We start from the raw sequence: 22,991 nt of genomic DNA on the forward strand, positions 1-22,991 counted from the left end.
GAAGAAAAATTCAGATTTAGGAGAGATGAAATTTTGAATACGGAAAAGGCGATTACTGAGGAAAGAAATCCTGATACAATGGACATTGATTTGCTTTCTACAGAAGATATGTTAAAAAAAATAAATGATGAAGATAAAAAAGTGGCCTATGCGGTGGAAAGAGAGATTCCCAATATTGCTAAAGCGGTAGATGAAATTGGAAATAGATTACAGAATGGAGGAAGGCTTATATATATAGGAGCAGGAACCAGCGGAAGATTGGGAGTGCTGGATGCTTCCGAATGTCCTCCGACCTTTAGCACCGACCCCCAATTGGTTCAGGGAATAATAGCCGGTGGGGACAGTGCCCTAAGGATTTCTGCTGAAGGGGCCGAAGATGATTATAGTGGAGGGAAGATAGATTTAAAGGATAAAAATATTACTTCAAAGGACGCTATAGTGGGGATTGCTGCCAGCGGGACAACTCCTTATGTTATTGGTGCCCTGGAGTATGCAAAAGGGATAGGGGCTTATACCTCAGGCATATGCTGTATAAAAGAGACTCCTATGAGCCGGTTTACCGATGTTATGATAACTCCCATTGTAGGACCTGAAGCTATAGCCGGTTCTACAAGAATGAAAGCGGGAACGGCACAAAAACTCGTATTAAATATGATTTCAACGGGAGTGATGATAAAACTTGGGAAAGTATGCGGCAACTTAATGGTTAACGTAAAAGCATCAAATAAAAAACTCGTGAAGAGAGCAGAAGGAATAGTTAAGCAGGTAACCGATGCAGATGAAGAATATATACAAAAAGTATTGGAAGAGAATAATTATGACGTGAAACTTGCAATAGTAATGATTCTTGCAAACATAGACAGCAAGGAAGCTCAAAGAATATTAAACAGGGAAGGGAATATAAGAAAAGCATTAAAGTGGAGCAAGTAATTGTATCTAAGAGGATAAAGTTAGGACAGGTACACTGTTTTTTTACCTGTCCTTTATTTATTATATGAGATAAAAAATATTTACAATTGTTTTTTCAATTTTTTTAATGCGGTTGTTTTGGTGTTTATCACAGTCCTATATGATATTTTCAAAATATCGGATATTTCACTTATGCTTTTGTTTTTTATATAATAATAAAAGATTACATCTCTTTGTCTTTTAGTTAATATGCTCATTGCTTTTTTTAAATGTATTTTTTCTTCTTTGTCTAAAATTTTATCTAAGGGAGATTTGTCCATACTTGGAATCAAATCCAACATTTCATCTTCCTCTTCCCCGATATGCTCGTTCAAAGAAAATATTCTTTTTTCCTTATAGTTATCTTTAAGTTTCTTGAGATAATGAAATTTAAGGAGCATCTTTATATATCCTAAAAAATTTACATCTCTTTTTTCATCAAAGCTGTCTATTCCCTTGAGAATTACTTCATATCCCTGCTGGATTAAATCCTCATATTGGGAGAATTTGTTGCAATATCTTCTGATACTTTTTATAATTAAGGGTTTGAGTTTCATTAAAAGTTCTTCTTTTTTATGGTCATTCCCGTCTTTAACTGATTTGAATAATCTTTCTATATATGAACTCATCTTAATTTCCTCCTATGCAGTATTAAGAAGACTTCTTCATTAAGTTATATATTAAGTGATCTCAACATTTGTTCCATATTTATCGAGCAAACGCGAGGGAACACGCGGGGACGGTTCTTCTGTGTCAAAGGCACAGAAGAACCGTCCCCGCGTGTTTGTTGAAACAATATAGGTTTATATGCTAATATATTTTTATATGAACGAATTTAAAATGAAGGTGATTATGTTGCAGGACATGATATTAGCTGTAATAGTTGATTTTTTACTGGGAGATCCGTATAATTTTCCTCATCCGGTGAAATTTATGGGTAAAATTATTTATTATGAGGAAAAGATTGTAAGAAGGTATTTTAAAAGTAATATAGGACTTAAAGTGGGAGGATTTCTTATTGTTATAATAAATATGGGAATAGGTTTTTTTGTTCCTTATTTTTTATTAAAAGTCCTCAGAGGATATAATATGGTTTACCATATCGTTAATATTTACCTTATATATATTTGTATATCTGCTAAGTGTCTTCATATTGAGGCAAAGAAGGTATACGATGCTTTAAGCAGAGGAATAGACGAGGCAAGAGACAGACTCTCCTATATCGTAGGAAGGGATACAAAGAATTTAGATGAAGGGGAAATAATCAGAGCGGATGTGGAGACTGTGGCGGAAAATACTTCCGACGGAATTATAGCGCCTCTTTTTTATATAATGATATTTGGAGCTTCCGGGGGAATGATGTACAAGATGGTGAATACCATGGATTCTATGTTGGGATATAAAAATGAAAAATATAAAGATATAGGATATTTTCCCGCTAAGAATGATGATCTGTTTAATTTGATACCTTCGAGATTATCAGGTATACTTATGTGCATTTCCTCTGTCTTCAGGTTTGATGTGAAAAATGGGTTCAAAATAATGTTTAGGGACAGAAAAAATCATAAAAGTCCCAATAGTGCTTATCCTGAAGGAGCTGCAGCGGGACTCTTGAATATTCAATTAGGGGGAAATAATTATTATTCGGGAGAATTAGTTGAAAAACCTACTATAGGAGATAAAACAAAGGTTTTGGAAAAGAAGGATATAATAAGGACTATAGAAATAATGTATAGAGCAGAAATACTGTTTCTGTTGATTTATATAGTTATAAAAATAGTTTAATAAGAATTGATTCCTAAAAAGGCTTCCATTAAAACATTAAATTAATGAAGCCTTTTTTTAAACCTATTTAGTTCAGATATAAGTTAAAAGAAATATAATTTTTCTATGGGTTAAAAAATATTAGGATTTTATAGTATAAAATGACGATTTTGTTCATTTTTTTGTATCAAAAAAAATTTTTTTCAAAATATTAAATTTTTTTTTGTAAAGAAGAAGGATTTTTTTTAAAGACATAGAATAATAAAAATATTAAAATATTTCACAAAAGAAAATTCATTTCTAATTCACTACTCGTTAAAAAGATTTATATAAAATGCATAAAGAAAATATTTGCCGAATAAAACATAGAGTTGTATGGGTTTAAGGTTATGTTTATATGAACATAACTTTAAACTGTGATTTTAACATTACATAATTATAGACTCATGACATCTTAAGCTAAATTTAATTTGCTTAAAGGATAGATGCCAAATATATAAGAAAGGAGGTTCTAAATAGTAAGGGCAGATATCTTTTAAAATAAAGGGGATTAGGAGTGATTAGAAAAAAATGGGTATTAAGGGAAAAGTAAAAAGAAGAATTGCTATCTCAGTATTCCTTTTAATGGTTCTAAGTTCATTCTCGGCTTTTGCAGAAAATGGTTCTTCTCTTCCGGTTTCTTCCGTGAAGCAAGAGCTAAAAACGGAATCAGTTAATAAGATAGAAGATAACTTTATTGATTCCATTTCTCAGGGGGATTATGCAGAAGCCATAGTTTATATGAAGAGCCAGGTAGACAGTATGGAAGTTGCCAAGGAAGCCGAAACCAAACTTTCATCGGCATTGACTCCATATAAAACTAAAATTGAAACAAGAAAAGCTGTAATCAATGCTTTAAAAGATAATGCAGAAGATACTCAGCAAAAGTTATTGAAGTATTTGGCTCAGGAAGAGGAAAAAGGAAATGTAGCAGAATATAAACCCTATTATATAATCAATGGAGTTTATGTAAAAGCTACAAAAGACGTAATTGAAAATATTTCCTATATGAGTGAAGTAGAGAAAATATATGAAAATAAACTTATCCAATTGGATGAGCCTGAAATTACATCAGGGGAAATTCAGGCAAATGAAGATGGAGTAGAATGGAATATAGAGAAAATAAATGCAGATGCAGCATGGGATCTTGGAGTAGACGGAACCGGAGTTGTTGTAGGAACCATAGATACAGGGGCAACCTGGAATCATCCTGCACTTCAGGCAAAATGGAGAGGATACAATGCTGACGGTACAACAAATCCTGACGGTAACTGGTTTGATCCTATAAACGGAACTACGATGCCTGTTGATGAGCCTACTATTCCTCACGGGACTCATGTTCTGGGGACAATATTAGGTCAGGAACCGGATGGAAGCAACAAAGTAGGAGCAGCACCGGGAGCGAAATGGATAACAGCAAAAGCATTTACTCCTCAGGGAGGATATGATAATGATATATTAGCTGCAGCACAGTGGATGTTGGCACCCGGCGGAGACGCTACAAAAACACCTGATATAATAAACAACTCATGGGGTGGAGGCCCAGGATTAGACGAATGGTTCAGACCTATGGTACAATCTTGGAGAGCAGCTGGAATACTTCCAGTATTCTCAGCAGGGAATCAAGGACAGGGAGAACCTCCTGCACCACCAAGTTCAGTAAGTGCACCGGCAAATTATCCTGAAAGTTTTGCTGTAGGAGCAATAGACATAAATAATCAGAGACCAGATTTTTCAAGAAGAGGCCCGGGGCCATATGATAATTTAAAACCTGAAGTTTCGGCTCCTGGAGTAAACATCCGTTCATCAGTACCAGGGGGATATGAAAGCGGATGGAGTGGAACAAGTATGTCAGCACCGGCAGTTACAGGAACTGCAGCATTGATATTATCAGCAAATAATTCTCTTTCAATAGAAGATGTGGAGAATTTATTGAAGGATACGGCAGTACCATTGGAAGATGCTGATGACTCGGGACATCCTAACAACGGTTACGGATACGGGCTTATAGATGCCTTTGAAGCGGTATCGAGAGTAGCAAGCGGTACTGGAATAATAGAAGGAAAGGTATTGAAAGAAGGAGAAGATTTAGAAAATCCTGTAATAGTTCACGAACAAGAAGTATTTGATGCTTATGTAGGTTCTGATATAGACATAAGTGCACAAATTTCAGACGATGTTTCCATTACTGATGTAGAGCTGCTTGTAAAGGTAACAGGAAGATCATATTGGATAACACTGCCTATGACGAGGACATCAGGAGATTATAAATCCGGAGAATATACGGGAACTATAACTGCCGATATAATAGAACAACCCGGATTCTCATATAAGATAAAAGTAAGGGATTATGACGGAAACGTAGTAGCTACGGATGAATACAATGTAGAAGTTAAATTCGGAGTTGTACCTGATGAATATATAACAGATTTTGAAACTTATCCGTCAGGTTGGATATTAGACGGAGACTGGCAATGGGGAGAACCTGCAGAAGGTATAGGACCTACCCCATTGAGCGGAACTAAACTTATAGGTACAAACTTAAGCGGAAATTATGCCAACAACGGAGATAATTATTTAATATCGGTACCGTTGGATTTAAGAAATCCGGAATTGAATCTTGCACAATTCAGAATAAATCAGTGGTATGATTTAGAAAACAATTATGATAAAGGTTTTGTATATGTAACAAATGATTATGGGGAAACATGGACTCAGGTAGGGCCTACCTACACGGGTACACAAACCGAGTGGAAGGAAATTGTTATAAACTTGAATGAATATATAGGGTCACCTAATCCTGTATTCATAGCTTTCAGGATGACTACAAATGCTTCTGGGCAAAGAGCAGGTTGGTATTTGGATGATGCAAAGCTTATAGCAACTGATGAAGTGGTTCCATCCGCACCGACTAATTTAAATGGTAGATTTATATTGAATACCGTAACATTAAATTGGGATGCAGCACCCGATAATGACATAGCGGGATATAAAGTTTACCGTTCCGATTTAATAGACGGAGAATATATAGCTTTAGGAGAGACTTCAGGAACTTCTTATGGAGATAGGGATATTTTACCGGAGACCACATATTATTATAAAGTTTCATCTTATGATTATGCGGGAAATGAAAGTGAATTATCACTTCCGTTGACTATAGAAGTACCGGCATTGGGAGATTATACTTTCTTGACTGATTTTGAAGCTGATAATGGAGGCTTTACAACCGGCGGAGATAATAATAGCTGGGAGTGGGGAATACCTACATCAGGTCCCGGAGCGGGATTCTATGGTGAAAAAGTTTGGGCTACCAGTCTTGCGGGAACTTACCTCAATTACAGTAATAGCTGGATAGAATCTCCTGAAATTAACTTACCTGCGGACCAAAACAGCGTATTAACTGTTGGACAATGGTATGAATTTGAGAACAATTATGACAAGGCATATATTCAAATATCTCAGAAGAATGGTGAAGAGTGGTCTGAGTGGGCGAATTTGCTTCCAGGAACAGGATATATAACAGGAAGCGGAACTACATGGACTGATTTTGAACTTCCATTGCCTTCTTCATATGCAGGGCAAACAGTTAAAATCAGATTCCTATTGACTACCGATGTTTCTGTTGTGAAAGCAGGTTGGTATATAGATTATGTTATGATTGATTCGTCTGACGAGCCTGCACCGGAAGTAAAACCGGCAGAAAGAAAGAAATTAGGACTTGATGTTGACTTGACTGCTCCAAAGAAAGAAATTGAGGAAAAACCATTCGATCTCAATTTGGAAACGAAACAGTCAGTTAATAATGTAAAATACGAAACTATAAGTGATAATGAAGTTCAATCCATTCCTTCAGTAACAACAGGATTACCTGTTGATGCAGTGGTAACCGTTCTTGAAACAGGAAGAAGTGCAAGGACTAATCCTGTAGACGGAAAGTTCAAATTGAAACATGCTGTTAATGAAGGGGACGACACATGGACATTAAGAGCAGAAGCTTATGGATTCTATCCTGCAGAAGCTCAGGTTCATTTGGAAGAAGATCAAACAGTTAAGAATAACTTCGTATTGGAAGAAATGCCTAAAGGAACTATAGTAGGAAGAGTATTTGATAGATATTCTCACGATCCGGCACCATTTGCAACTATAAGAGTTAAAGAAGATCCGAATGTACCGGTTGTTACTGCCGATGAAAACGGAGAGTTTACAATACCGAACGTATACGTTGGAGATTATACTCTTAAGGTAATAGCAGACGGATTTGAACCGGGAGAAGTAAGCGTAACAGTAGCAGGAAATGAAACTACCGAGATAGAGGTACCGTTGAAGAGATTCGTAGGCTATGAAGAAGAAATAGTTTACGATGACGGAACGGCAGAAAATGCTCTTGTATTAAATGCAGCAGGTAACGGTTTGGCAATAAGAGTGACTCCGTCTCAATACGGAAAAGTAAAAGGAGCAAACATATTCTTCTGGGGAACCGACTGGCCAAGTCCGGGAGGAAATCAAATAGGAGTAACCTTGTATGATACTGATGAGAACGGAAATCCTGTAAAACTTGATATTCAGCCTAAGATGGTTGATATAGTAAGAGGAGAATGGAACTATATTGATTTATCGGAATTTGGATTCTCAACGGACAGAGATTTCTTTGTAGCAACTTATCAGGCTGTAATAGGAACTTCTTCACCTGGAACAGGAATAGATGAAGCAAGCCCCTATGCAGACAGATCATATCTGTATGTAGGAGATACATTCAGTCCTTTAGCAGATGAAGATATAGCCGGCGGATTGATGATAAGAGCAAGAATGGAATATTCCGTTGACACTCCTGAAATCACTAATTTGGAAGATGTTAACTATATAAATACCGATACCATATTAGTAGAAGGAAGAGTAACAGCAGACGGAAAAGTAAACATATATGCAAATGGAGTTAAAATTGACGAAGTAAATGCTGTAAATAAGGTATTTTCGAAGGAAGTAACCTTGACCGAAGATGAAAGTGTAATTACGGCAACTTCGGAAATGGACGGCAGAGAAACCGAACCATCAGCAGGAAAGACCGTAATAAAAGATAAAGTTGCACCGGAATTGATAATTACGGCACCGGCAGATGGGTTAATAACAAATGAAAGAGTAGTGGATATAGTAGGAACTGTTACAGATGCTCATTTCGGAAGATTGGAAATAAACGGGAAGGTTGTTCCGGTTGTAGAAGGAGCTTTCCATTCTGAAGAGATAATCCATGAAGGGGAAAATATATTCAACGTAAAAGCATATGACTTGGCAGGCAATATTATCGAAAGCTCAATAAGAGTTATCGTTAGAAACGAACTGCCCGTTATAACTGATTTGGAACCTTCGGAAGATGTTAATCTGACAGAAGGAGAGACTCTTACCGTAAGCTTCAGAAGCGAAGCAGGCGGAGCAGGATATTTCAGAGTAGCATTCCCAAGCGGAATTTCAACTCAAAGCAGTATGATTCCAATGGAAGAAGTAGAAGAGGGATACTATGTAGGAACATGGACAGCACCGGATGTAAGAGCAGGCGGGCTTATAGTTGAAGTTGAATTTACAGATATCGCAGGAAATAAGATATCCGCTACGGCAGACGGAAGAGTTAATATAGGAGAAGATGAAGAAGAAGGTATAGTAGATTTAGAACCATCACAGGATGTTACATTAGAATGGGGAGAAACATTGACCGTAAGCTTCAGAAGCGGAGAAGGAGGAGCAGCATCCTTCAGAATGGCTTTCCCAGGCTATAATGTTAATAAATCGGTTATGGTTTCCATGAGAGAAGTATCACCGGGGTATTATGAGGGGACATGGACAGCTCCTAATAATACGGTAGTGAGCGGTATATTAGTAGAAGTAACATATACCGGTACTGACGGAACTACATTAACTGCTACTGCAAATGGTAGAGTTAATGTAGTTGCACCTGACGGAGGAGCAGGAAATCCGTTGAAACCTGTGAAACCCGGGCAACCGATAAAACCCACATTACCAAGTAATCCAACTAATCCTATAAATCCTGTAGAACCTAAGGATATATTTTAAGTAGTCAATTCAGGAAAGGGCGAGAAATTTTTTCTCTGCCCTTTCTTTTTCTTATAACTGATCTCTATATTTTATGTTATAATTATTTTTAGTTGAAGGAGGGGTTTAAGATTGCATCAATATAGTGGAAAACTTATTGTACATACAGGATCAATGTTTTCGGGAAAAACATCAAATTTGGAAAATGATGTAAAACGATTTAAGATTGCAGGATATAATACTGTCGCTTTTAAACCTGCTATAGAAAACAGATATTCTGAAAGCCAAATAGTTACTCATGACCATACATCTATAAATGCTATTTCGGTAAAAAACATTGAGGAAATAAATGAATATTTAAGTGAATTTAATCCTAATGTGATTGCGATAGATGAGATTCAATTTTTAGGCGGAAAGATAGACGATATAGTAGAGAGCATAAATGGGTTTTTAAAAAAAGGGATTACGGTAGTTGTGGCAGGATTGGACATGGACTATACGGGGAAACCCTTTGAAATTGTCAAGGAATTAATGCCCATATCGGATTATCTTTATAAACATCATGCCGTCTGTGTAAAATGCGGAGGCGATGCGTGGATAAGCCATAGAAAATCCGGAGGAAAAGAAAGAATAAAGATAGGTGCTGACAAAGATTATGAACCCTTATGTCGAAAGTGTTTTTTGAGGGAAAAATAACTTAGCAATATGGCTAAGTTATTTTTTTATTGTTTTTTTCCCGGGAAATATGTAGAAACATAAAATAAAATTTATATAAAAATTTACATTTAATTAACATACCAATTATAATTTTAAGAGGATTTTTGTTTTTATTGTAGAAATATTTAGATATCAAAAGGGAGGGGATTTAGTGATGAGTTTAAAAGGTAGAAAAGTTTTCAGTTTGATGTTGGTCTTTATGCTAATTGTAGGAATATTTATAACACCCGGTTATAATTCCTATGCTGAGGAGTCAAAGATTACGGACATAACAGTGGTTCATACAAATGATACTCATGGAAGAGTGGAACCAGGGGATAACGATGGTATGGGCTTTGCAAGAATTGCCGCAAAGGTTAAAGAATTAAGAGAACAAAATCAAAATTTGATACTTCTTGATGCAGGAGATACTCTTCATGGACTGCCAATAGCTACGTTGTCAGAGGGAGAATCCATAATTAAATTGATGAATGAAATGGGTTATGATACTATGGCTTTGGGAAATCATGATTTCAACTATGGATATGACAGAATTGAAGAACTTTCTAAAATCGCTAATTTTTCAATGTTGGGAGCAAATATAGAGAAAAAGGACGGTTCACCTAAACCATTAAAGGATTATATTATAAAAGAGGTGAATGGTATTAAAATAGGGATATTCGGGTTAAGCACTCCCGAAACTAAATATAAAGCAAACCCTGTTTATACTGAAGAAATAAATATCTTAGATCCTGTTGAAGTCGGGAAAGAAATAGTTAAAGAATTAAAAGAACAAAATGTAAATATGATTATAGCGGTAACACATCTGGGAATAGATAAATCCAGTGTTGATACAAGCGAAAAGCTGGCGAAAGAAGTAGACGGAATAGATTTAATAGTGGACGGTCACAGCCACAGCGAATTGAAAGAAGGACTTCAGGTTAATAACACCCTGATTGTTCAAACGGGAGAATACGATAAAAATCTTGGAATAGTTAATTTGGAATTTACCGATGGAAAGTTGACTAAAAAAGAAGCAACTTTGTTTCCTAAAGAAGAAGGAATGAAATTAGAACCGGATAAACAAGTACAAGCTATAATTGATGAAATAAACGAGGAAAATGAACCTATTCTTAAAGAAGTAATAGGAAAAACAACGGTTCTTCTTGACGGAGAAAGGGAAACAAATAGGACTCAAGAAACTAATTTGGGAAATTTGATGACAGATGCAATGCTTGATGTAAGCGGGGCTGATGTTGCCTTGACTAACGGAGGAGGAATAAGGGCGACTATCAATATAGGAGATATTACACGGGGAGATACGGTTAAAACTTTTCCATTCGGCAATTATTTAGTAGTTAAAGAAGTACAGGGGAAAGATATAGTTGCTGCTTTAGAGAATGGAGTTTCCGCTTATCCTGAAACTCTCGGAGGTTTTCCTCAAGTGGCCGGAATGACTTTCAAGTTTGATCCGTCAAAGGAAATCGGGCATAGAGTATGGGAAGTAAATATAAATGGCAAACCCATAGATCCGGACAAGACATATACTTTGGCTACTAACGATTTCATGGCAGCAGGCGGAGATCAGTATGTAATGTTTAAAGATAAGAAAAATGTAGGGGAATTTGAAGCGCTTAATGAAATATTGGTTAATTATATTAAAAAATCAGGAGAAATATCGCCTGAAGTGGAGGGCAGAATAGTAGCTGAAAAAGAACCGGCAATAGAAGAGGCACCGACAGAAAGGCCTATTTTAAAAGTAGAAGCTTATACGGTTAAACCAGGTGATGTGCTGTGGAGGATAGCAAAATCTTTCGGGAAAACATGGCAGGAACTTGCTGAATATAATAAGCTAAAGAATCCCCATTTAATATTTCCGGGGCAAAAAATATTGATACCGGTTAACTAAAAACCTAATTTTCAATCAAAAAGGCGTAAACTTTGACATTAAGTTTAAAGTTTATGCCTTTTTTGAAATTCATTTAAGCAGGATTTCTCTATGAGTTATAAAATGATTTTTTATTTTTGGATATGTTATCGGATATTTCATCTATTTTTTTATCTAATTCTATTATATGATCAGAGATTGTAATAATGTCCGGATCTGTAATTTCTCCTTTTTTTACTTTCTCATAAGAAATTGCTCCTAATGATGCTATAAATTTTTGTTTTTCACTTTCAAATTTTGCCTTCTTGAGTTTCAGGATAGTAACTTCTTTAAATTTTTTAATCTGCTCATGGGTAGATGGCTCATAAGGAGATTCCGTTTTTGTATTCATCAGATCACTTCCTTTACTTTTATATTATTATTATCGATAAGTTTTAGTATTTAAATTACATTATTTACATAGTAAAGGAATAATAGTAGTATGTTACTATTTAATAACGATAATTTGTGGTTCTTAATACCTATTCCAAAAATAAATTGAAAATTTATTCAAATTTTAAAAAATCATTGAAAGAAATACTTCCTTGTGATAAAATTAAAATATAAGTAAATATTAAACGTATTTCCTCTGATTAACTTATTATTTTTATAAAGGACAAAATTTGACCAAGTATTAAATTTTTGTAACATCAATTGCATAAAAATAAATTGTAGGTATATTTATAAGAAGAAAACGTCACCACCATTTCCCAAATAATTGAATATATAACCTTTTAATTTGAATATATATTCTTAAATTCAATTGTAAAAGCTATAAAAACAGAGAAAAGACGTTTGACAGAGATATTTCCGTAATATATAATCAAGCTGTAAATTTTACATCTATCGACAAAATTTATTAAGAATAACTTATAAATGGAGGGGACAATTTTGGAAAATAAATCTTTACACATTACTTCTGAGATTGGAAAATTGAAGTCAGTTTTACTTCACAGGCCCGGGAAAGAATTGGAAAATCTGACTCCCGATCTTTTGGAGAGATTATTGTTTGATGATATTCCATATTTAAAAATTGCTCAAGAGGAACACGATGCATTTGCTAAAACTTTAAGAGATAACGGAGTTGAAGTTCTTTATCTTGCTGAATTGGCCGCAGAGTCTCTGTATGATGAAAAGATTAAACTCAATTTTGTAAATCAGTTTATAGATGAAGCTAATATTGAAAGTGAAGGGTTAAAAGAGGCTTTAGGGGAATATCTGTATACATTTTCCAATAAGGAAATGGTTGATAAAATGATGGCTGGAATCAGAAAGGATGAAGTACCGAAGTATAAGAGAACATCTCTTTCCGATATGATTGATGATTCTTATCCCTTCATATGTGACCCGCTTCCAAATTTATATTTTACAAGGGATCCGGCTGCAACTATAGGAAATGGAGTCACTTTGAATCATATGAGAACCCAAACCAGAAACAGGGAAACTATATTTACAAAATATATCTTTGAACATCATCCTAAATTTAAGGATATGAATATTCCTTTTTGGTATAACAGAAACGAAACTACTTCATTGGAAGGGGGAGATGAGCTGATATTAAATGAAAAAACATTAGCTATAGGTATTTCTCAAAGAACTGATGCTCGCTCCATTGAAAAGGTTTCTAAAAAGCTTTTCAATTCCAATACTACTTTTGAAAGAGTGCTGGCATTCCATATTCCGAAGAAGAGAGCTTTTATGCATTTGGACACTGTGTTTACTATGGTAGATTATGATAAATTTACTGTTCATCCCGGAATCGAAGGGCCTTTAACGGTATACGAAATAACAAAAGATGAGAAATCGGAAAATGGGCTGAAAGTAAATAAAGAAAACGGTACCCTTGAACAGATATTGACTAAATATTTGAACAGAAAAATTACTCTTATAAGATGTGGCGGTGGGGATCCGATAAATGCAGCCAGGGAACAATGGAATGACGGTTCCAATACTTTGGCTATTGCACCGGGAGAAGTTGTGGTTTATTCAAGAAATTATATAACCAATGAACTTCTTGATAAATATGGAATTAAACTTCATATTGTTCCGTCTTGCGAACTTTCTCGAGGCAGAGGGGGTCCAAGATGTATGAGTATGCCCCTTATAAGAGAAGATATATAATAAAAATATATAAAGGAGAGATGCTATTGTGTCGTTTAATTTAAGGAACAGGAGTTTTTTGACTTTAATGGATTTTTCTCAAAAAGAAATCCAATATATGCTTGACTTGGCTAAGGATTTAAAGAAAGCTAAATATACTGGTACAGAACAGCCGAAGTTAAAAGGGAAGAATGTTGTACTGCTATTTGAGAAGGACTCGACGAGAACTCGTTGTTCATTCCAAGTTGCGGCTCAGGACCAAGGAGCTTATGTAACTTATTTGGGGCCAACAGGAAGCCAAATGGGTAAGAAAGAGTCTATCCCTGATACTGCAAGAGTTTTAGGAAGAATGTATGATGGAATTGAATACAGAGGATTTTCTCAGAAAACCGTTGAAGATTTGGCAAAATATTCAGGAGTTCCGGTATGGAACGGACTTACAGATGCCGATCATCCAACCCAAGTATTGGCGGATTTTATGACTGCTCAGGAACATTTGAACAAACCTTATAATAAAATGATATTTGTATACTCAGGAGACGGACGAAATAATGTAGCCAATGCTCTAATGATTGGCGCTGCCAAAATGGGAATGGATTTCAGAATAGTATCACCGAAGAAACTATTCCCCGCAGAGGATTTACTGAACAAGTGCAGAGAAGTAGCCAAGGAAAGCGGCGGAAAGATAACTATAACCGACAATGTAGCCGAAGGAGTAAAGAATGCAGACGTTCTTTACACAGATGTTTGGGTATCGATGGGAGAACCTGATGAAGTATGGGGAGAAAGGATAAAATTATTAAAGCCCTATCAGGTAAATTCCGAGATGATTAAACTGACAGGAAACGAAAAAGTAATATTTGAACATTGTCTTCCTTCATTCCATGATTTGAAGACCAAAGTCGGGAAAGAAATACATGAAAAGTTCGGTCTAAATGAAATGGAAGTTACAGATGAAGTATTTGAAGGAAAACATTCAGTTGTATTTGACGAAGCAGAAAACAGACTTCATACAATAAAAGCTGTTATGGTAGCTACATTAGGAGACTAATATAAATATATAATTGAAATAGATTATTGCAGCAGGAGGTAATATTGATGAAAGTAGTAGTAGCACTGGGAGGAAATGCACTGCAGGCAGAGGGTGTGCCGGCAGCAGCAGAAACCCAGCTAAAAGTAGTAAGAGACACAGCGGTTTATTTAGTTGACATGATTGAAAAAGGAAATGAAATCATAATAGCCCATGGAAATGGGCCTCAAGTAGGAAGGATAGTAATTCAGAATGAATATGCAGCCCAAGTTACACCCGCTATGCCCTTTGACGTATGCGGAGCTATGAGCCAGGGAATGATAGGCTATCATATTCAGCAAGCACTAAGAGATGAATTAGTAAAAAGAGGAATAAAAAAACCTGTTGCAACAATAGTTACTCAGGTTGTAGTAGATAAGAACGATAAAGGATTTCAAAATCCGACTAAACCAATAGGTCCTTTTTACAAAGAAGAAGAAGCCAAAAAGATAATTAAAGAAAAAGGCTACGCAATGGTTGAAGACGCAGGAAGAGGTTACAGGAGAGTTGTAGCATCTCCCAAGCCCGAAAAAATAGTAGAAATAGAAACGATAAGGAGACTTGTAGAAAGCGGACAAGTAGTAATTACAGTAGGAGGCGGAGGGATACCCGTAATAGAAAAAGATGATAATACCCTTGAAGGAGTAGCAGCAGTAATAGATAAGGATTTCGCATCAGAAAAACTTGCAGAGGATTTAGACGTAGAAGTGCTGATGATCCTGACAGCAGTAGACAGAGTAGCAATAAACTTTGGCAAACCGAATCAAAAAGACCTGTCAACCATGACAGTAGAAGAAGCGCAGAGATATATTGAAGAAAAACAATTTGCCCCGGGAAGCATGCTTCCGAAAGTTCAGGCGGCAGTAAAATTTGTTAAATCAAAACCGGGTAGGAAATCCATAATAGCATCCCTCGGGAAAGCAAAAGAGGCATTGGTAGGGAAAAGCGGTACTATAATAAAATAAGGATATGAAAAGCAGGTTAGCATAAAATTACAGTATGGAAATAGAATATATTTATATATATAATTGAAAAGAAGATATCATCCTATTAAAATATATGTTGTCAAAACAAATAAATTAAAGAAAGGATGATATCTTTTTATGTATAATAATATAGAACATTTCATCATTATCAATTTCAGCAGCTAAATCAGAAGTTATAAATGCAGTACACTATGCTTTCTGTGGAAATTTTAGCTACATAAAATGAAAGGTGATTGAATGGTAAATAAACGAAATAAAAGCATTATATATATAGTGTTGTGCTTTATAATATTAGTATTTGTTATAAAATTTATTAGATCAATAAAAACTGACAAAAGTATCAATGACATCTTAAATAGATGGCAACCGGATATTCAGCTAAGCAACTATGTTGTTAAAGATTATACGAAGAGTAAATCGGGATGGTATGGTGAAAGATTAACAATTATTACTTTAGAAAGTAAATCTGCTTTGAAAGATGAAGAATATAAAACCAAGACTCCGCCATCAGGGTTTATTGATGATGTTTTAAATGTTCAGGAACAATTCGGAATATATAAAATTTCTAGCTATGAACTGATGAATTTAAAAGGATGGGAAAAACGTATTAAAAAAAAGTACTCTAATTCAGCGGAACAATATAATGATGAATTTTATATGGTCATTGATATTAATGGTAATAAAAAAGGAAAATATTATGAGAAAGTTTATTTAATTGAAAATTTAAATGTTCTTGATATGGAAAGATATAGGAATTAATTTTATAAAATAGAAAATTAGAAGTTTATAAACAATTAAGGGATAGTGGCCAACTAATAAAATTTTTGCAAAATGAATTATTTTACTCTAAGATTTCTTTTAAAAATCGAAATATCTCATAAAATATAATGAAACTGAATTAATCAGGAGAAAGTTGCCTCCTGCTTTTTTTTATGATATTCTATTAATAGTAATGTTAAAAAGGAGAATCTGTAATAAGTGTAGGGCGGGAAATGTTTGTGGAAGGAGTACGGCATATTATGTTAAATAAATATTTGGAAATTGAGGAAGAAGTACAATATGCATTGGATAATAATAAGCCTATAGTTGCCTTGGAATCTACCATAATATCTCATGGGATGCCCTATCCTCAAAATGTGGAGACGGCATTGGAATTGGAAAGGATAATAAAAGATAGGGGAGCAGTTCCTGCAACTATTGCTATATTGGAAGGGAAACTGAAAGTAGGTCTGACGGAAGATGAAATAGAATATTTTGGGAAGTCAAGAAAAATACTGAAGGTAAGCAGAAGTGATATTCCTTATGTTGTTTCCGAAAAGCTTGACGGAGCCACTACTGTAGCAGCCACAATGATTATATCCAATCTTGCGGGGATTAAAGTATTTGCCACAGGAGGAATAGGTGGGGTTCACAGAGGGGCCGGAAGAACTTTTGATATTTCGGCGGATTTGCAGGAATTAGCGAAAACCAATGTTGCAGTTGTGTGCGCAGGGGTAAAGTCCATTCTTGATATAGGTTTAACTCTTGAATATCTTGAAACATACGGAGTTCCCGTTATAGGATTTAAGACAGAGGAATTTCCTGCGTTTTTTACAAGAAAGAGCGGCTTTGGAGTAGATTATACAGTAGACGATGAAAAGGAATTAGCGAATATTATTAAAACAAAATGGAATTTAGGACTTCAGGGAGGAGTAGTAATAGGTAATCCGATTCCCGAAAAGTATGAAATGAATTACATAAGGATTAACAGAGCTATAGAGAAGGCATTGAAAGAAGCGGAGATAAACGGAATAAAAGGTAAAGAGGTAACTCCGTTTCTTCTTTCCAAAGTGAAGGAGGAAACAGGGGGAGACAGTTTGAAGTCAAATATTCAGCTGGTATACAATAACGGAAGAGTAGCGGCTGATTTAGCGGTAAATTTGCTTTAGCTTGGAAAATTTTAATTTTAAAGAGACCTGTGCACTAACTATTTAGTGTTACAGGTCTTTTTTTTAAAATAAAGTAATCATTAGACAAGGTGTATAGAGAATATATATTTAAAGAAATCAAAAATCCTGTTTATTTAATAGATTAACAGTTTAAATTGACAAATTATTAAAATCACAATATACTCTTTATTAAGAATATTTAATAAAATGAAATAATTCTTCTTAGTTTGAACTATAGTAAAATTATTTTTAATTTTTTGTAAGACATGTCGGAAGGACGTGTCTGTAATTATCTTTAAGAAGGAGGAGTAAAATGTTAAAAAAAATTTTAATTTTAGTATTAGTGGTAACATTATTATCGACATCCCTTCTTGGCTGCTCTAATTCCTCGGATGAGAAAAATGATGGGGCTTCGGATTCAGGTTCGGATGTTATTAAGATAGGAGTCTTTGAACCGATGACAGGAGGAAACGCAGCTGGGGGAGAGATGACGGTAGAGGGAATAAAGCTTGCGAATGAAATGAGAGGGGAAGTTTTAGGCAAAAAAGTAAAATTGGTTGTTGTGGATAATAAAAGCGATAAAGTAGAAGCCGCAAACGCTGCTTCAAGGTTGATTGAAAAGGATAAAGTGGCAGCAATTATAGGAAGTTACGGTAGTTCTTTGTCAATGGCTGCAGGAGATATAGTTAAGAATGCTAAGGTACCTGCGGTAGGCTGTTCACCGACCAATCCTTTAGTCACGTTGAACAATGATTATTATTTCAGAGTATGTTTTATCGATCCCTTCCAAGGAACGGTAATGGCAAATTATGCATTTAAGGAATTGGGTGCTAAAAAAGCGGCAATTATTCAGGATGTAACTCAGGATTATTCGGTAGGATTAAGTAAGTATTTTGTTGATGCGTTTAAGAAACTTACAGGAGATGATAACAGTATAGTAGACGTTACTTCATATAATTCGGGAGATCAGGACTTTTCAGCTCAGCTTACAAATGTTAAGGGATTAAATCCTGACGTAATATTTGCTCCCGGAAACTATGGGGAATCGGCTCTTTTAATTAAACAGGCAAGAGATCTCGGAATAACAATACCTATTCTCGGAGGAGATACATGGGAAGCTCCGGAATTTATTCAAATCGGTAGGAAAGCTGTTGAGGGAGCGGTATTTAGTACTCACTTTACTGCCGAAGCACCTGTAACCGAAATGTCTACTAAATTTTTAGAGGCTTATAAAAATAAATATAATAAAGATGCCAATGCTTTCTCGGCATTAGGGTTTGATGCTTATATGGTTATTCTTGATGCTATAGAGAGGGCAAATTCCACTGATCCCGAAAAAATAAGGGATGCTATAGCATCGACCAAAGATTTTGTCGGAGCTACAGGAAATATAACTCTTGACGAAAACGGAGATGCAGTAAAGAGTGCGGTTATTAAAAAAGTATCAAATGGAGAATTTAAGTATTTGACCACGGTAGAACCATAACAACTATACTGGGGGAAGTAAATATGAATATGAGTATTCAAGATTTTTTACAGCATTTAACTAACGGAATATCCTTAGGCAGTTTATATGCATTGATATCTATAGGATATACAATGGTATATGGAATATTAAGACTTATAAATTTTGCTCATGGAGATATATTTATGCTTGGGGCGTATATAACTTATTATGGCCTTGTATTTACGTCTATACCCTGGTGGCTTGTATTTATTTTATCTGCCGTGATAACAGGATTATTGGGCGTTTTATTGGAGAGAGCCGCATATAAACCCCTTAGAAATTCGCCGAGAATTACGGTCCTTATATCTGCTATAGGAGCATCGTTCTTCTTAGAGAATTTAGGGACTGTAGTATTTGGAGGCAGACCTAAGGCTTTTCCTACCCCTTCAATATTTAACTCAGTAGTACGAATAGGGGGAGTATCTATAGTAGGAGTTACTTTCATTATCCCTGCAATTACAATCGTTCTTCTCATTTTGCTCAACTATTTTACAAAGAGGACTAAGACAGGAATGGCAATGAGAGCTCTATCTAAGGATTATGAAGCGGCAAGCCTTATGGGTATTGATATCAACAAGATTATATCTGTAACTTTTTTAATAGGGTCTTTTCTTGCAGCAGTAGGAGGAATTATGTGGGGAACCAAATTCCCTCAGTTAATGCCGCTAATGGGAATGATGCCCGGGATTAAATGTTTCATTGCAGCAGTAATAGGAGGAATCGGAAATATTACAGGGGCAGTAATAGGAGGTTTCATTTTAGGATTGGGCGAAATAATGATTGTGGCATTTCTTCCGGGGCTTACAGGGTACAGGGACGCTTTTTCCTTTGTATTCCTTATAATAATACTTCTTCTTAAGCCTACAGGTCTTATGGGAGAAAATATGACGGAGAAGGTGTAGCCTATGAAATATAAGAAAAAGTATAAGAAAAAATCTAATTCAATTTTATATATATGTATATTTTTAGTAATTTTATATATATTGAATAAAACTCTTGACCCTTATAAATTAAGAATACTGAATCTGTGCGGTATATATGTAGTATTGGGATTAAGCTTGAACCTTATTAACGGATTTACGGGACTTTTTTCCTTAGGTCATGCAGGATTTATGGCAATAGGCGCTTATACTACGGCTCTGCTTACTATGCCTCCCGCTATGAAGGAAATGAATTTTTTCATGCAGCCGATAGTACCATTTTTGGCGAATGTAGAATGGCCTTTTCTGCAGGCTCTTCTTATGGGAGGATTGGTATCCGCAATGATGGGATTTTTTATAGGGGCACCTGTTTTAAAGTTGACAGATGATTATTTGGCGATTGCAACTTTAGGATTTGCTGAAATAATTCGTGTTGTGTTTACAAATTTGCAGGGTATAACCAACGGAGCTTTAGGATTAAAGGGGATTCCCGCAACCACTAATGTATGGTGGAGTTGGGGAATGGCAATTCTTACTATATTATTGTTGAAATATTTGATGAAGGGAAGCTATGGAATAGCATTTAAATCCATCAAAGATGATGAAATAGCAGCTCAGGCAATGGGGATAAATCTTTTTAAACACAAAATTATGTCTTTTACTATAGGATCTTTTCTTGCAGGAATAGGAGGAGGGCTTTTAGGAAATCTTCTTGGGACTATTGACCCAAATATGTTCAGGTTTCCCCTTACATTTAATATCCTTCTGATAGTAGTGCTGGGAGGTCTCGGAAGCATTAAGGGAACTACTGTTGCAGCTGTCATTATTACAATTATGATGGAAGCATTGAGATTTTTGGATGAATCTATAAATTTAGGCTTTGTAAGCTTTGAAGGAATACCTGGGATGAGAATGGTTGTTTTCTCAGTACTCTTGATGGCAGTAGTAATATTCCGAAAAGAAGGACTGTTAAAAGAGAGCTAATAAAGGATGTGAATGATTATGCTTAAAATAGATAATGTGACTGTAAAATTTGGGGGACTTACGGCTGTCAACAGTTTTAAACTTGAACTGACAAAGGGTGAGATTGTAGGGCTTATAGGTCCCAACGGGGCAGGGAAAACTACTGTATTTAATGTAATCACGGGAGTGTATAAACCGACAGAGGGTAAAATTACTTTTATTAAGGATAAATCGAAAATCAATATTACCGGGTTGAGGCCGGATCAGATATCAAAACTGGGAATTTGCAGAACATTCCAGAATATAAGATTGTTTAAAGACCTTACTGTCCTTGAAAATGTATTTGTAGGGAATCATTTGAGAATTAAATCAAATATATTTTCGTCCATTCTAAGATTACCTAACTATACCAGAGAAGAAAGGGAAATGTATGAAAAATCTATGTACCTTCTTGAACGGGTTGGGCTTACGAAGGAAAAGGATGAAAAAGCCTATTCTCTGCCCTATGGAAAACAAAGAAGGCTTGAAATCGCAAGAGCCCTGGCTACGAATCCTTCGATACTTCTTCTTGATGAACCTGCAGCGGGGATGAATCCTCAGGAGACTAAAGAATTGATGAAGTTTATCGAGAGCATTAAAGATGAATTTGATTTAACTATATTTCTTATTGAACATCATATGGAGGTTGTTATGGGGATATGTAAAAGAATACTTGTCCTTGACTATGGCATTTCTATAGCCGAAGGCAGTCCTCGGGAAATTCAAAATAATCCTAAAGTTGTTCAGGCTTATTTGGGGGTGGAATAATGCTGTCGGTAAAGGATCTTCATGTAAGTTATGGTGGAATTAGGGCCTTAAGGGGAATAAACATAAATATTGAACAGAATAAAATAGTTACCTTAATCGGAGCCAATGGCGCGGGAAAGTCATCTGCTTTGAGAGCTGTCATGGGGCTTGTAAAAGCCGAAAAAGGAAGTATAAAATATGATGACCGTGAACTCTTAGGAAAAAGTACTAAAAATATAGTTAAAATGGGGATATCTCTTGTTCCGGAAGGGAGAAAGGTATTTTCAAACTTGACTGTTGAAGAGAATTTGATTTTAGGAGCATATACAAGAAACGATAAAGAAACGATTAAAAAGGATATTGAAAGACAGTATGAACTGTTTCCAAGACTTAAGGAGAGATCCTGGCAGAAAGCAGGAACCCTTTCCGGCGGGGAACAGCAAATGCTTGCCGTAGCAAGGGGACTTATGATAAGGCCCAAACTATTGATGATGGACGAACCTTCCTTAGGCCTTGCTCCTTTATTGGTGAAAGATATTTTTGAAATAATAAAGGAAATTCACAGACAAGGAAATACCATTTTACTTGTAGAACAGAATGCTAAAAAAGCATTGGAAATTGCAGACTATGGATATGTTCTCGAGACGGGGCAATTGATATTGGAAGGAGAAGGAAAAGAGCTTCTTAACAACCCTAAAGTACAGGAAGCTTATTTGGGAGAAATGAAAAATTAATTTTTATATAAAAAAATATTATATAGCAAAGGGGGTGATAAAATCATTCATAAATTTGTCATAAATAATATTGTAACAAATGTTGATGAGTATTTGACAAAAGTGTTATATTATTAGATAATAATTTTGTCGATATAATATTATAATAGGTATATTTATAAGGTTTTTTGTTTAAATTTATCAATATTTAGTTTTTAAAATTAATACTATAAAGAATATGGGAGTGATTGTGACATGTATAAACAAGAATTAACATTACAAAATGAAGCGGGGCTCCATGCAAGACCTGCAAGTTTGTTTGTAAGGGAATCAGCAAAGTATAAATCTGAAATATTGGTGGAGAAAGACGGAAAAGAGTATAAAGCTAAAAGTATAATGAGTATACTCAATATGGGAGCTTTTAAAGGAGACAGGATTACAGTTAAGGCTGATGGACCTGACGAAAGAGAAGCAGTTGAAGGGCTGGCAAAGCTTGTAAACGGTAAATTCGGCGAGTAAAAATTTGATAATTTGGGGCCTAACAATTTATTTGTTGGAAAATTAATAATTCCGCTGTTTATTTTCTATCTGATGAGACCTTTG

At 35.3% G+C, this 22,991-nt stretch carries 18 protein-coding genes; 16 read left to right on the forward strand and 2 right to left on the reverse strand.

Going from position 1 to position 22,991, the window contains the following annotated elements; translation table 11 throughout:
- Positions 1 to 33 precede the first annotated feature (33 nt).
- Complete coding sequence (murQ, locus tag PP176A_RS06000) at positions 34 to 930, forward strand: N-acetylmuramic acid 6-phosphate etherase (RefSeq protein ID WP_083381821.1); 897 nt, start codon at positions 34 to 36, stop codon at positions 928 to 930.
- 80 nt (positions 931 to 1,010) lie between these two features.
- On the opposite strand, the gene PP176A_RS06005 is transcribed toward murQ, so the two are convergent.
- Positions 1,011 to 1,577, reverse strand: a complete 567-nt coding sequence (locus PP176A_RS06005) for a sigma-70 family RNA polymerase sigma factor (protein WP_071139552.1) — start codon at positions 1,575 to 1,577, stop codon at positions 1,011 to 1,013.
- Between the two features lie 223 nt (positions 1,578 to 1,800).
- Between PP176A_RS06005 and cbiB the strand changes: the two genes are divergently transcribed.
- The 4 genes from cbiB (at position 1,801) to PP176A_RS06025 (ending at position 11,398) form a co-directional block, all read left to right on the forward strand.
- Entirely contained in the window at positions 1,801 to 2,733 is a 933-nt protein-coding gene (cbiB, locus tag PP176A_RS06010; protein WP_234958834.1) for an adenosylcobinamide-phosphate synthase CbiB, read from the forward strand.
- A gap of 549 nt (positions 2,734 to 3,282) precedes the next feature.
- Positions 3,283 to 8,814 (forward strand): S8 family serine peptidase, encoded by a 5,532-nt coding sequence (locus PP176A_RS06015; RefSeq protein WP_071139553.1) that lies wholly within the window; start codon positions 3,283 to 3,285, stop codon positions 8,812 to 8,814.
- Positions 8,815 to 8,925: 111 nt separating this feature from the next.
- A complete protein-coding gene (locus PP176A_RS06020; protein ID WP_071139554.1) occupies positions 8,926 to 9,489 on the forward strand; it encodes a thymidine kinase in 564 nt (187 codons plus the stop codon).
- Between the two features lie 175 nt (positions 9,490 to 9,664).
- Positions 9,665 to 11,398 (forward strand): 5'-nucleotidase C-terminal domain-containing protein, encoded by a 1,734-nt coding sequence (locus PP176A_RS06025; RefSeq protein WP_071139609.1) that lies wholly within the window; start codon positions 9,665 to 9,667, stop codon positions 11,396 to 11,398.
- A gap of 88 nt (positions 11,399 to 11,486) precedes the next feature.
- Here PP176A_RS06025 and PP176A_RS06030 read toward each other — a convergent pair whose 3' ends face one another.
- Entirely contained in the window at positions 11,487 to 11,768 is a 282-nt protein-coding gene (locus PP176A_RS06030) for a hypothetical protein (protein WP_071139555.1), read from the reverse strand.
- A gap of 524 nt (positions 11,769 to 12,292) precedes the next feature.
- Here PP176A_RS06030 and arcA point away from each other — a divergent pair.
- The 11 genes from arcA to PP176A_RS06085 all read left to right on the forward strand — a co-directional run bounded on the left by arcA (position 12,293) and on the right by PP176A_RS06085 (position 22,907).
- Positions 12,293 to 13,537 (forward strand): arginine deiminase, encoded by a 1,245-nt coding sequence (gene arcA, locus PP176A_RS06035; protein WP_200796057.1) that lies wholly within the window; start codon positions 12,293 to 12,295, stop codon positions 13,535 to 13,537.
- Positions 13,538 to 13,565: 28 nt separating this feature from the next.
- Positions 13,566 to 14,567: an ornithine carbamoyltransferase gene (argF, locus tag PP176A_RS06040; protein WP_083381822.1), complete on the forward strand. Its 1,002-nt coding sequence runs from the start codon at positions 13,566 to 13,568 to the stop codon at positions 14,565 to 14,567.
- 44 nt (positions 14,568 to 14,611) lie between these two features.
- Entirely contained in the window at positions 14,612 to 15,550 is a 939-nt protein-coding gene (arcC, locus tag PP176A_RS06045; protein ID WP_234958840.1) for a carbamate kinase, read from the forward strand.
- A 258-nt stretch (positions 15,551 to 15,808) separates the two neighbouring features.
- On the forward strand, positions 15,809 to 16,330 hold the full coding sequence (locus PP176A_RS06050; RefSeq protein ID WP_071139557.1) for a hypothetical protein: 522 nt from the start codon (positions 15,809 to 15,811) through the stop codon (positions 16,328 to 16,330).
- Positions 16,331 to 16,590: 260 nt separating this feature from the next.
- The gene (locus PP176A_RS06055) at positions 16,591 to 17,499 is read left to right on the forward strand and encodes a pseudouridine-5'-phosphate glycosidase (protein WP_071139558.1); all 909 of its coding nucleotides are present in this window, start codon (positions 16,591 to 16,593) and stop codon (positions 17,497 to 17,499) included.
- A 313-nt stretch (positions 17,500 to 17,812) separates the two neighbouring features.
- Positions 17,813 to 18,985: an ABC transporter substrate-binding protein gene (locus PP176A_RS06060; RefSeq protein WP_071139559.1), complete on the forward strand. Its 1,173-nt coding sequence runs from the start codon at positions 17,813 to 17,815 to the stop codon at positions 18,983 to 18,985.
- Between the two features lie 23 nt (positions 18,986 to 19,008).
- On the forward strand, positions 19,009 to 19,908 hold the full coding sequence (locus PP176A_RS06065; protein WP_234958842.1) for a branched-chain amino acid ABC transporter permease: 900 nt from the start codon (positions 19,009 to 19,011) through the stop codon (positions 19,906 to 19,908).
- A gap of 3 nt (positions 19,909 to 19,911) precedes the next feature.
- Entirely contained in the window at positions 19,912 to 20,910 is a 999-nt protein-coding gene (locus PP176A_RS06070; protein WP_071139560.1) for a branched-chain amino acid ABC transporter permease, read from the forward strand.
- Between the two features lie 18 nt (positions 20,911 to 20,928).
- Positions 20,929 to 21,696 carry an ABC transporter ATP-binding protein gene (locus tag PP176A_RS06075; protein WP_255401624.1) on the forward strand — a complete coding sequence of 256 codons (768 nt, stop codon included), beginning with the start codon at positions 20,929 to 20,931 and terminating at the stop codon, positions 21,694 to 21,696.
- The gene (locus PP176A_RS06080; RefSeq protein ID WP_071139562.1) at positions 21,696 to 22,409 is read left to right on the forward strand and encodes an ABC transporter ATP-binding protein; all 714 of its coding nucleotides are present in this window, start codon (positions 21,696 to 21,698) and stop codon (positions 22,407 to 22,409) included. The genes PP176A_RS06075 and PP176A_RS06080 overlap by 1 nt, the downstream gene beginning before the upstream one ends.
- A 234-nt stretch (positions 22,410 to 22,643) precedes the next feature.
- The gene (locus PP176A_RS06085) at positions 22,644 to 22,907 is read left to right on the forward strand and encodes an HPr family phosphocarrier protein (RefSeq protein ID WP_071139563.1); all 264 of its coding nucleotides are present in this window, start codon (positions 22,644 to 22,646) and stop codon (positions 22,905 to 22,907) included.
- Positions 22,908 to 22,991: the final 84 nt, after the last annotated feature.

The sequence above is a fragment of the Sporanaerobacter sp. PP17-6a genome (genome assembly GCF_900095615.1).
Lineage (GTDB): Bacteria > Bacillota > Clostridia > Tissierellales > Acidilutibacteraceae > Acidilutibacter > Acidilutibacter cellobiosedens.

Excerpts from the sequence above, each read along its gene's own strand:
- PP176A_RS06005 (WP_071139552.1), bottom strand. The coding sequence starts at position 1,577 with ATGAGTTCATATATAGAAAGATTATTCAAATCAGTTAAAGACGGGAAT.
- cbiB (WP_234958834.1), top strand. The coding sequence starts at position 1,801 with ATGTTGCAGGACATGATATTAGCTGTAATAGTTGATTTTTTACTGGGA.
- PP176A_RS06015 (WP_071139553.1), top strand. The coding sequence starts at position 3,283 with ATGGGTATTAAGGGAAAAGTAAAAAGAAGAATTGCTATCTCAGTATTC.
- PP176A_RS06025 (WP_071139609.1), top strand. The coding sequence starts at position 9,665 with ATGAGTTTAAAAGGTAGAAAAGTTTTCAGTTTGATGTTGGTCTTTATG.
- PP176A_RS06030 (WP_071139555.1), bottom strand. The coding sequence starts at position 11,768 with ATGAATACAAAAACGGAATCTCCTTATGAGCCATCTACCCATGAGCAG.
- arcA (WP_200796057.1), top strand. The coding sequence starts at position 12,293 with ATGGAGGGGACAATTTTGGAAAATAAATCTTTACACATTACTTCTGAG.
- PP176A_RS06050 (WP_071139557.1), top strand. The coding sequence starts at position 15,809 with ATGGTAAATAAACGAAATAAAAGCATTATATATATAGTGTTGTGCTTT.
- PP176A_RS06055 (WP_071139558.1), top strand. The coding sequence starts at position 16,591 with ATGTTAAATAAATATTTGGAAATTGAGGAAGAAGTACAATATGCATTG.
- PP176A_RS06060 (WP_071139559.1), top strand. The coding sequence starts at position 17,813 with ATGTTAAAAAAAATTTTAATTTTAGTATTAGTGGTAACATTATTATCG.
- PP176A_RS06065 (WP_234958842.1), top strand. The coding sequence starts at position 19,009 with ATGAATATGAGTATTCAAGATTTTTTACAGCATTTAACTAACGGAATA.
- PP176A_RS06070 (WP_071139560.1), top strand. The coding sequence starts at position 19,912 with ATGAAATATAAGAAAAAGTATAAGAAAAAATCTAATTCAATTTTATAT.
- PP176A_RS06075 (WP_255401624.1), top strand. The coding sequence starts at position 20,929 with ATGCTTAAAATAGATAATGTGACTGTAAAATTTGGGGGACTTACGGCT.
- PP176A_RS06080 (WP_071139562.1), top strand. The coding sequence starts at position 21,696 with ATGCTGTCGGTAAAGGATCTTCATGTAAGTTATGGTGGAATTAGGGCC.
- PP176A_RS06085 (WP_071139563.1), top strand. The coding sequence starts at position 22,644 with ATGTATAAACAAGAATTAACATTACAAAATGAAGCGGGGCTCCATGCA.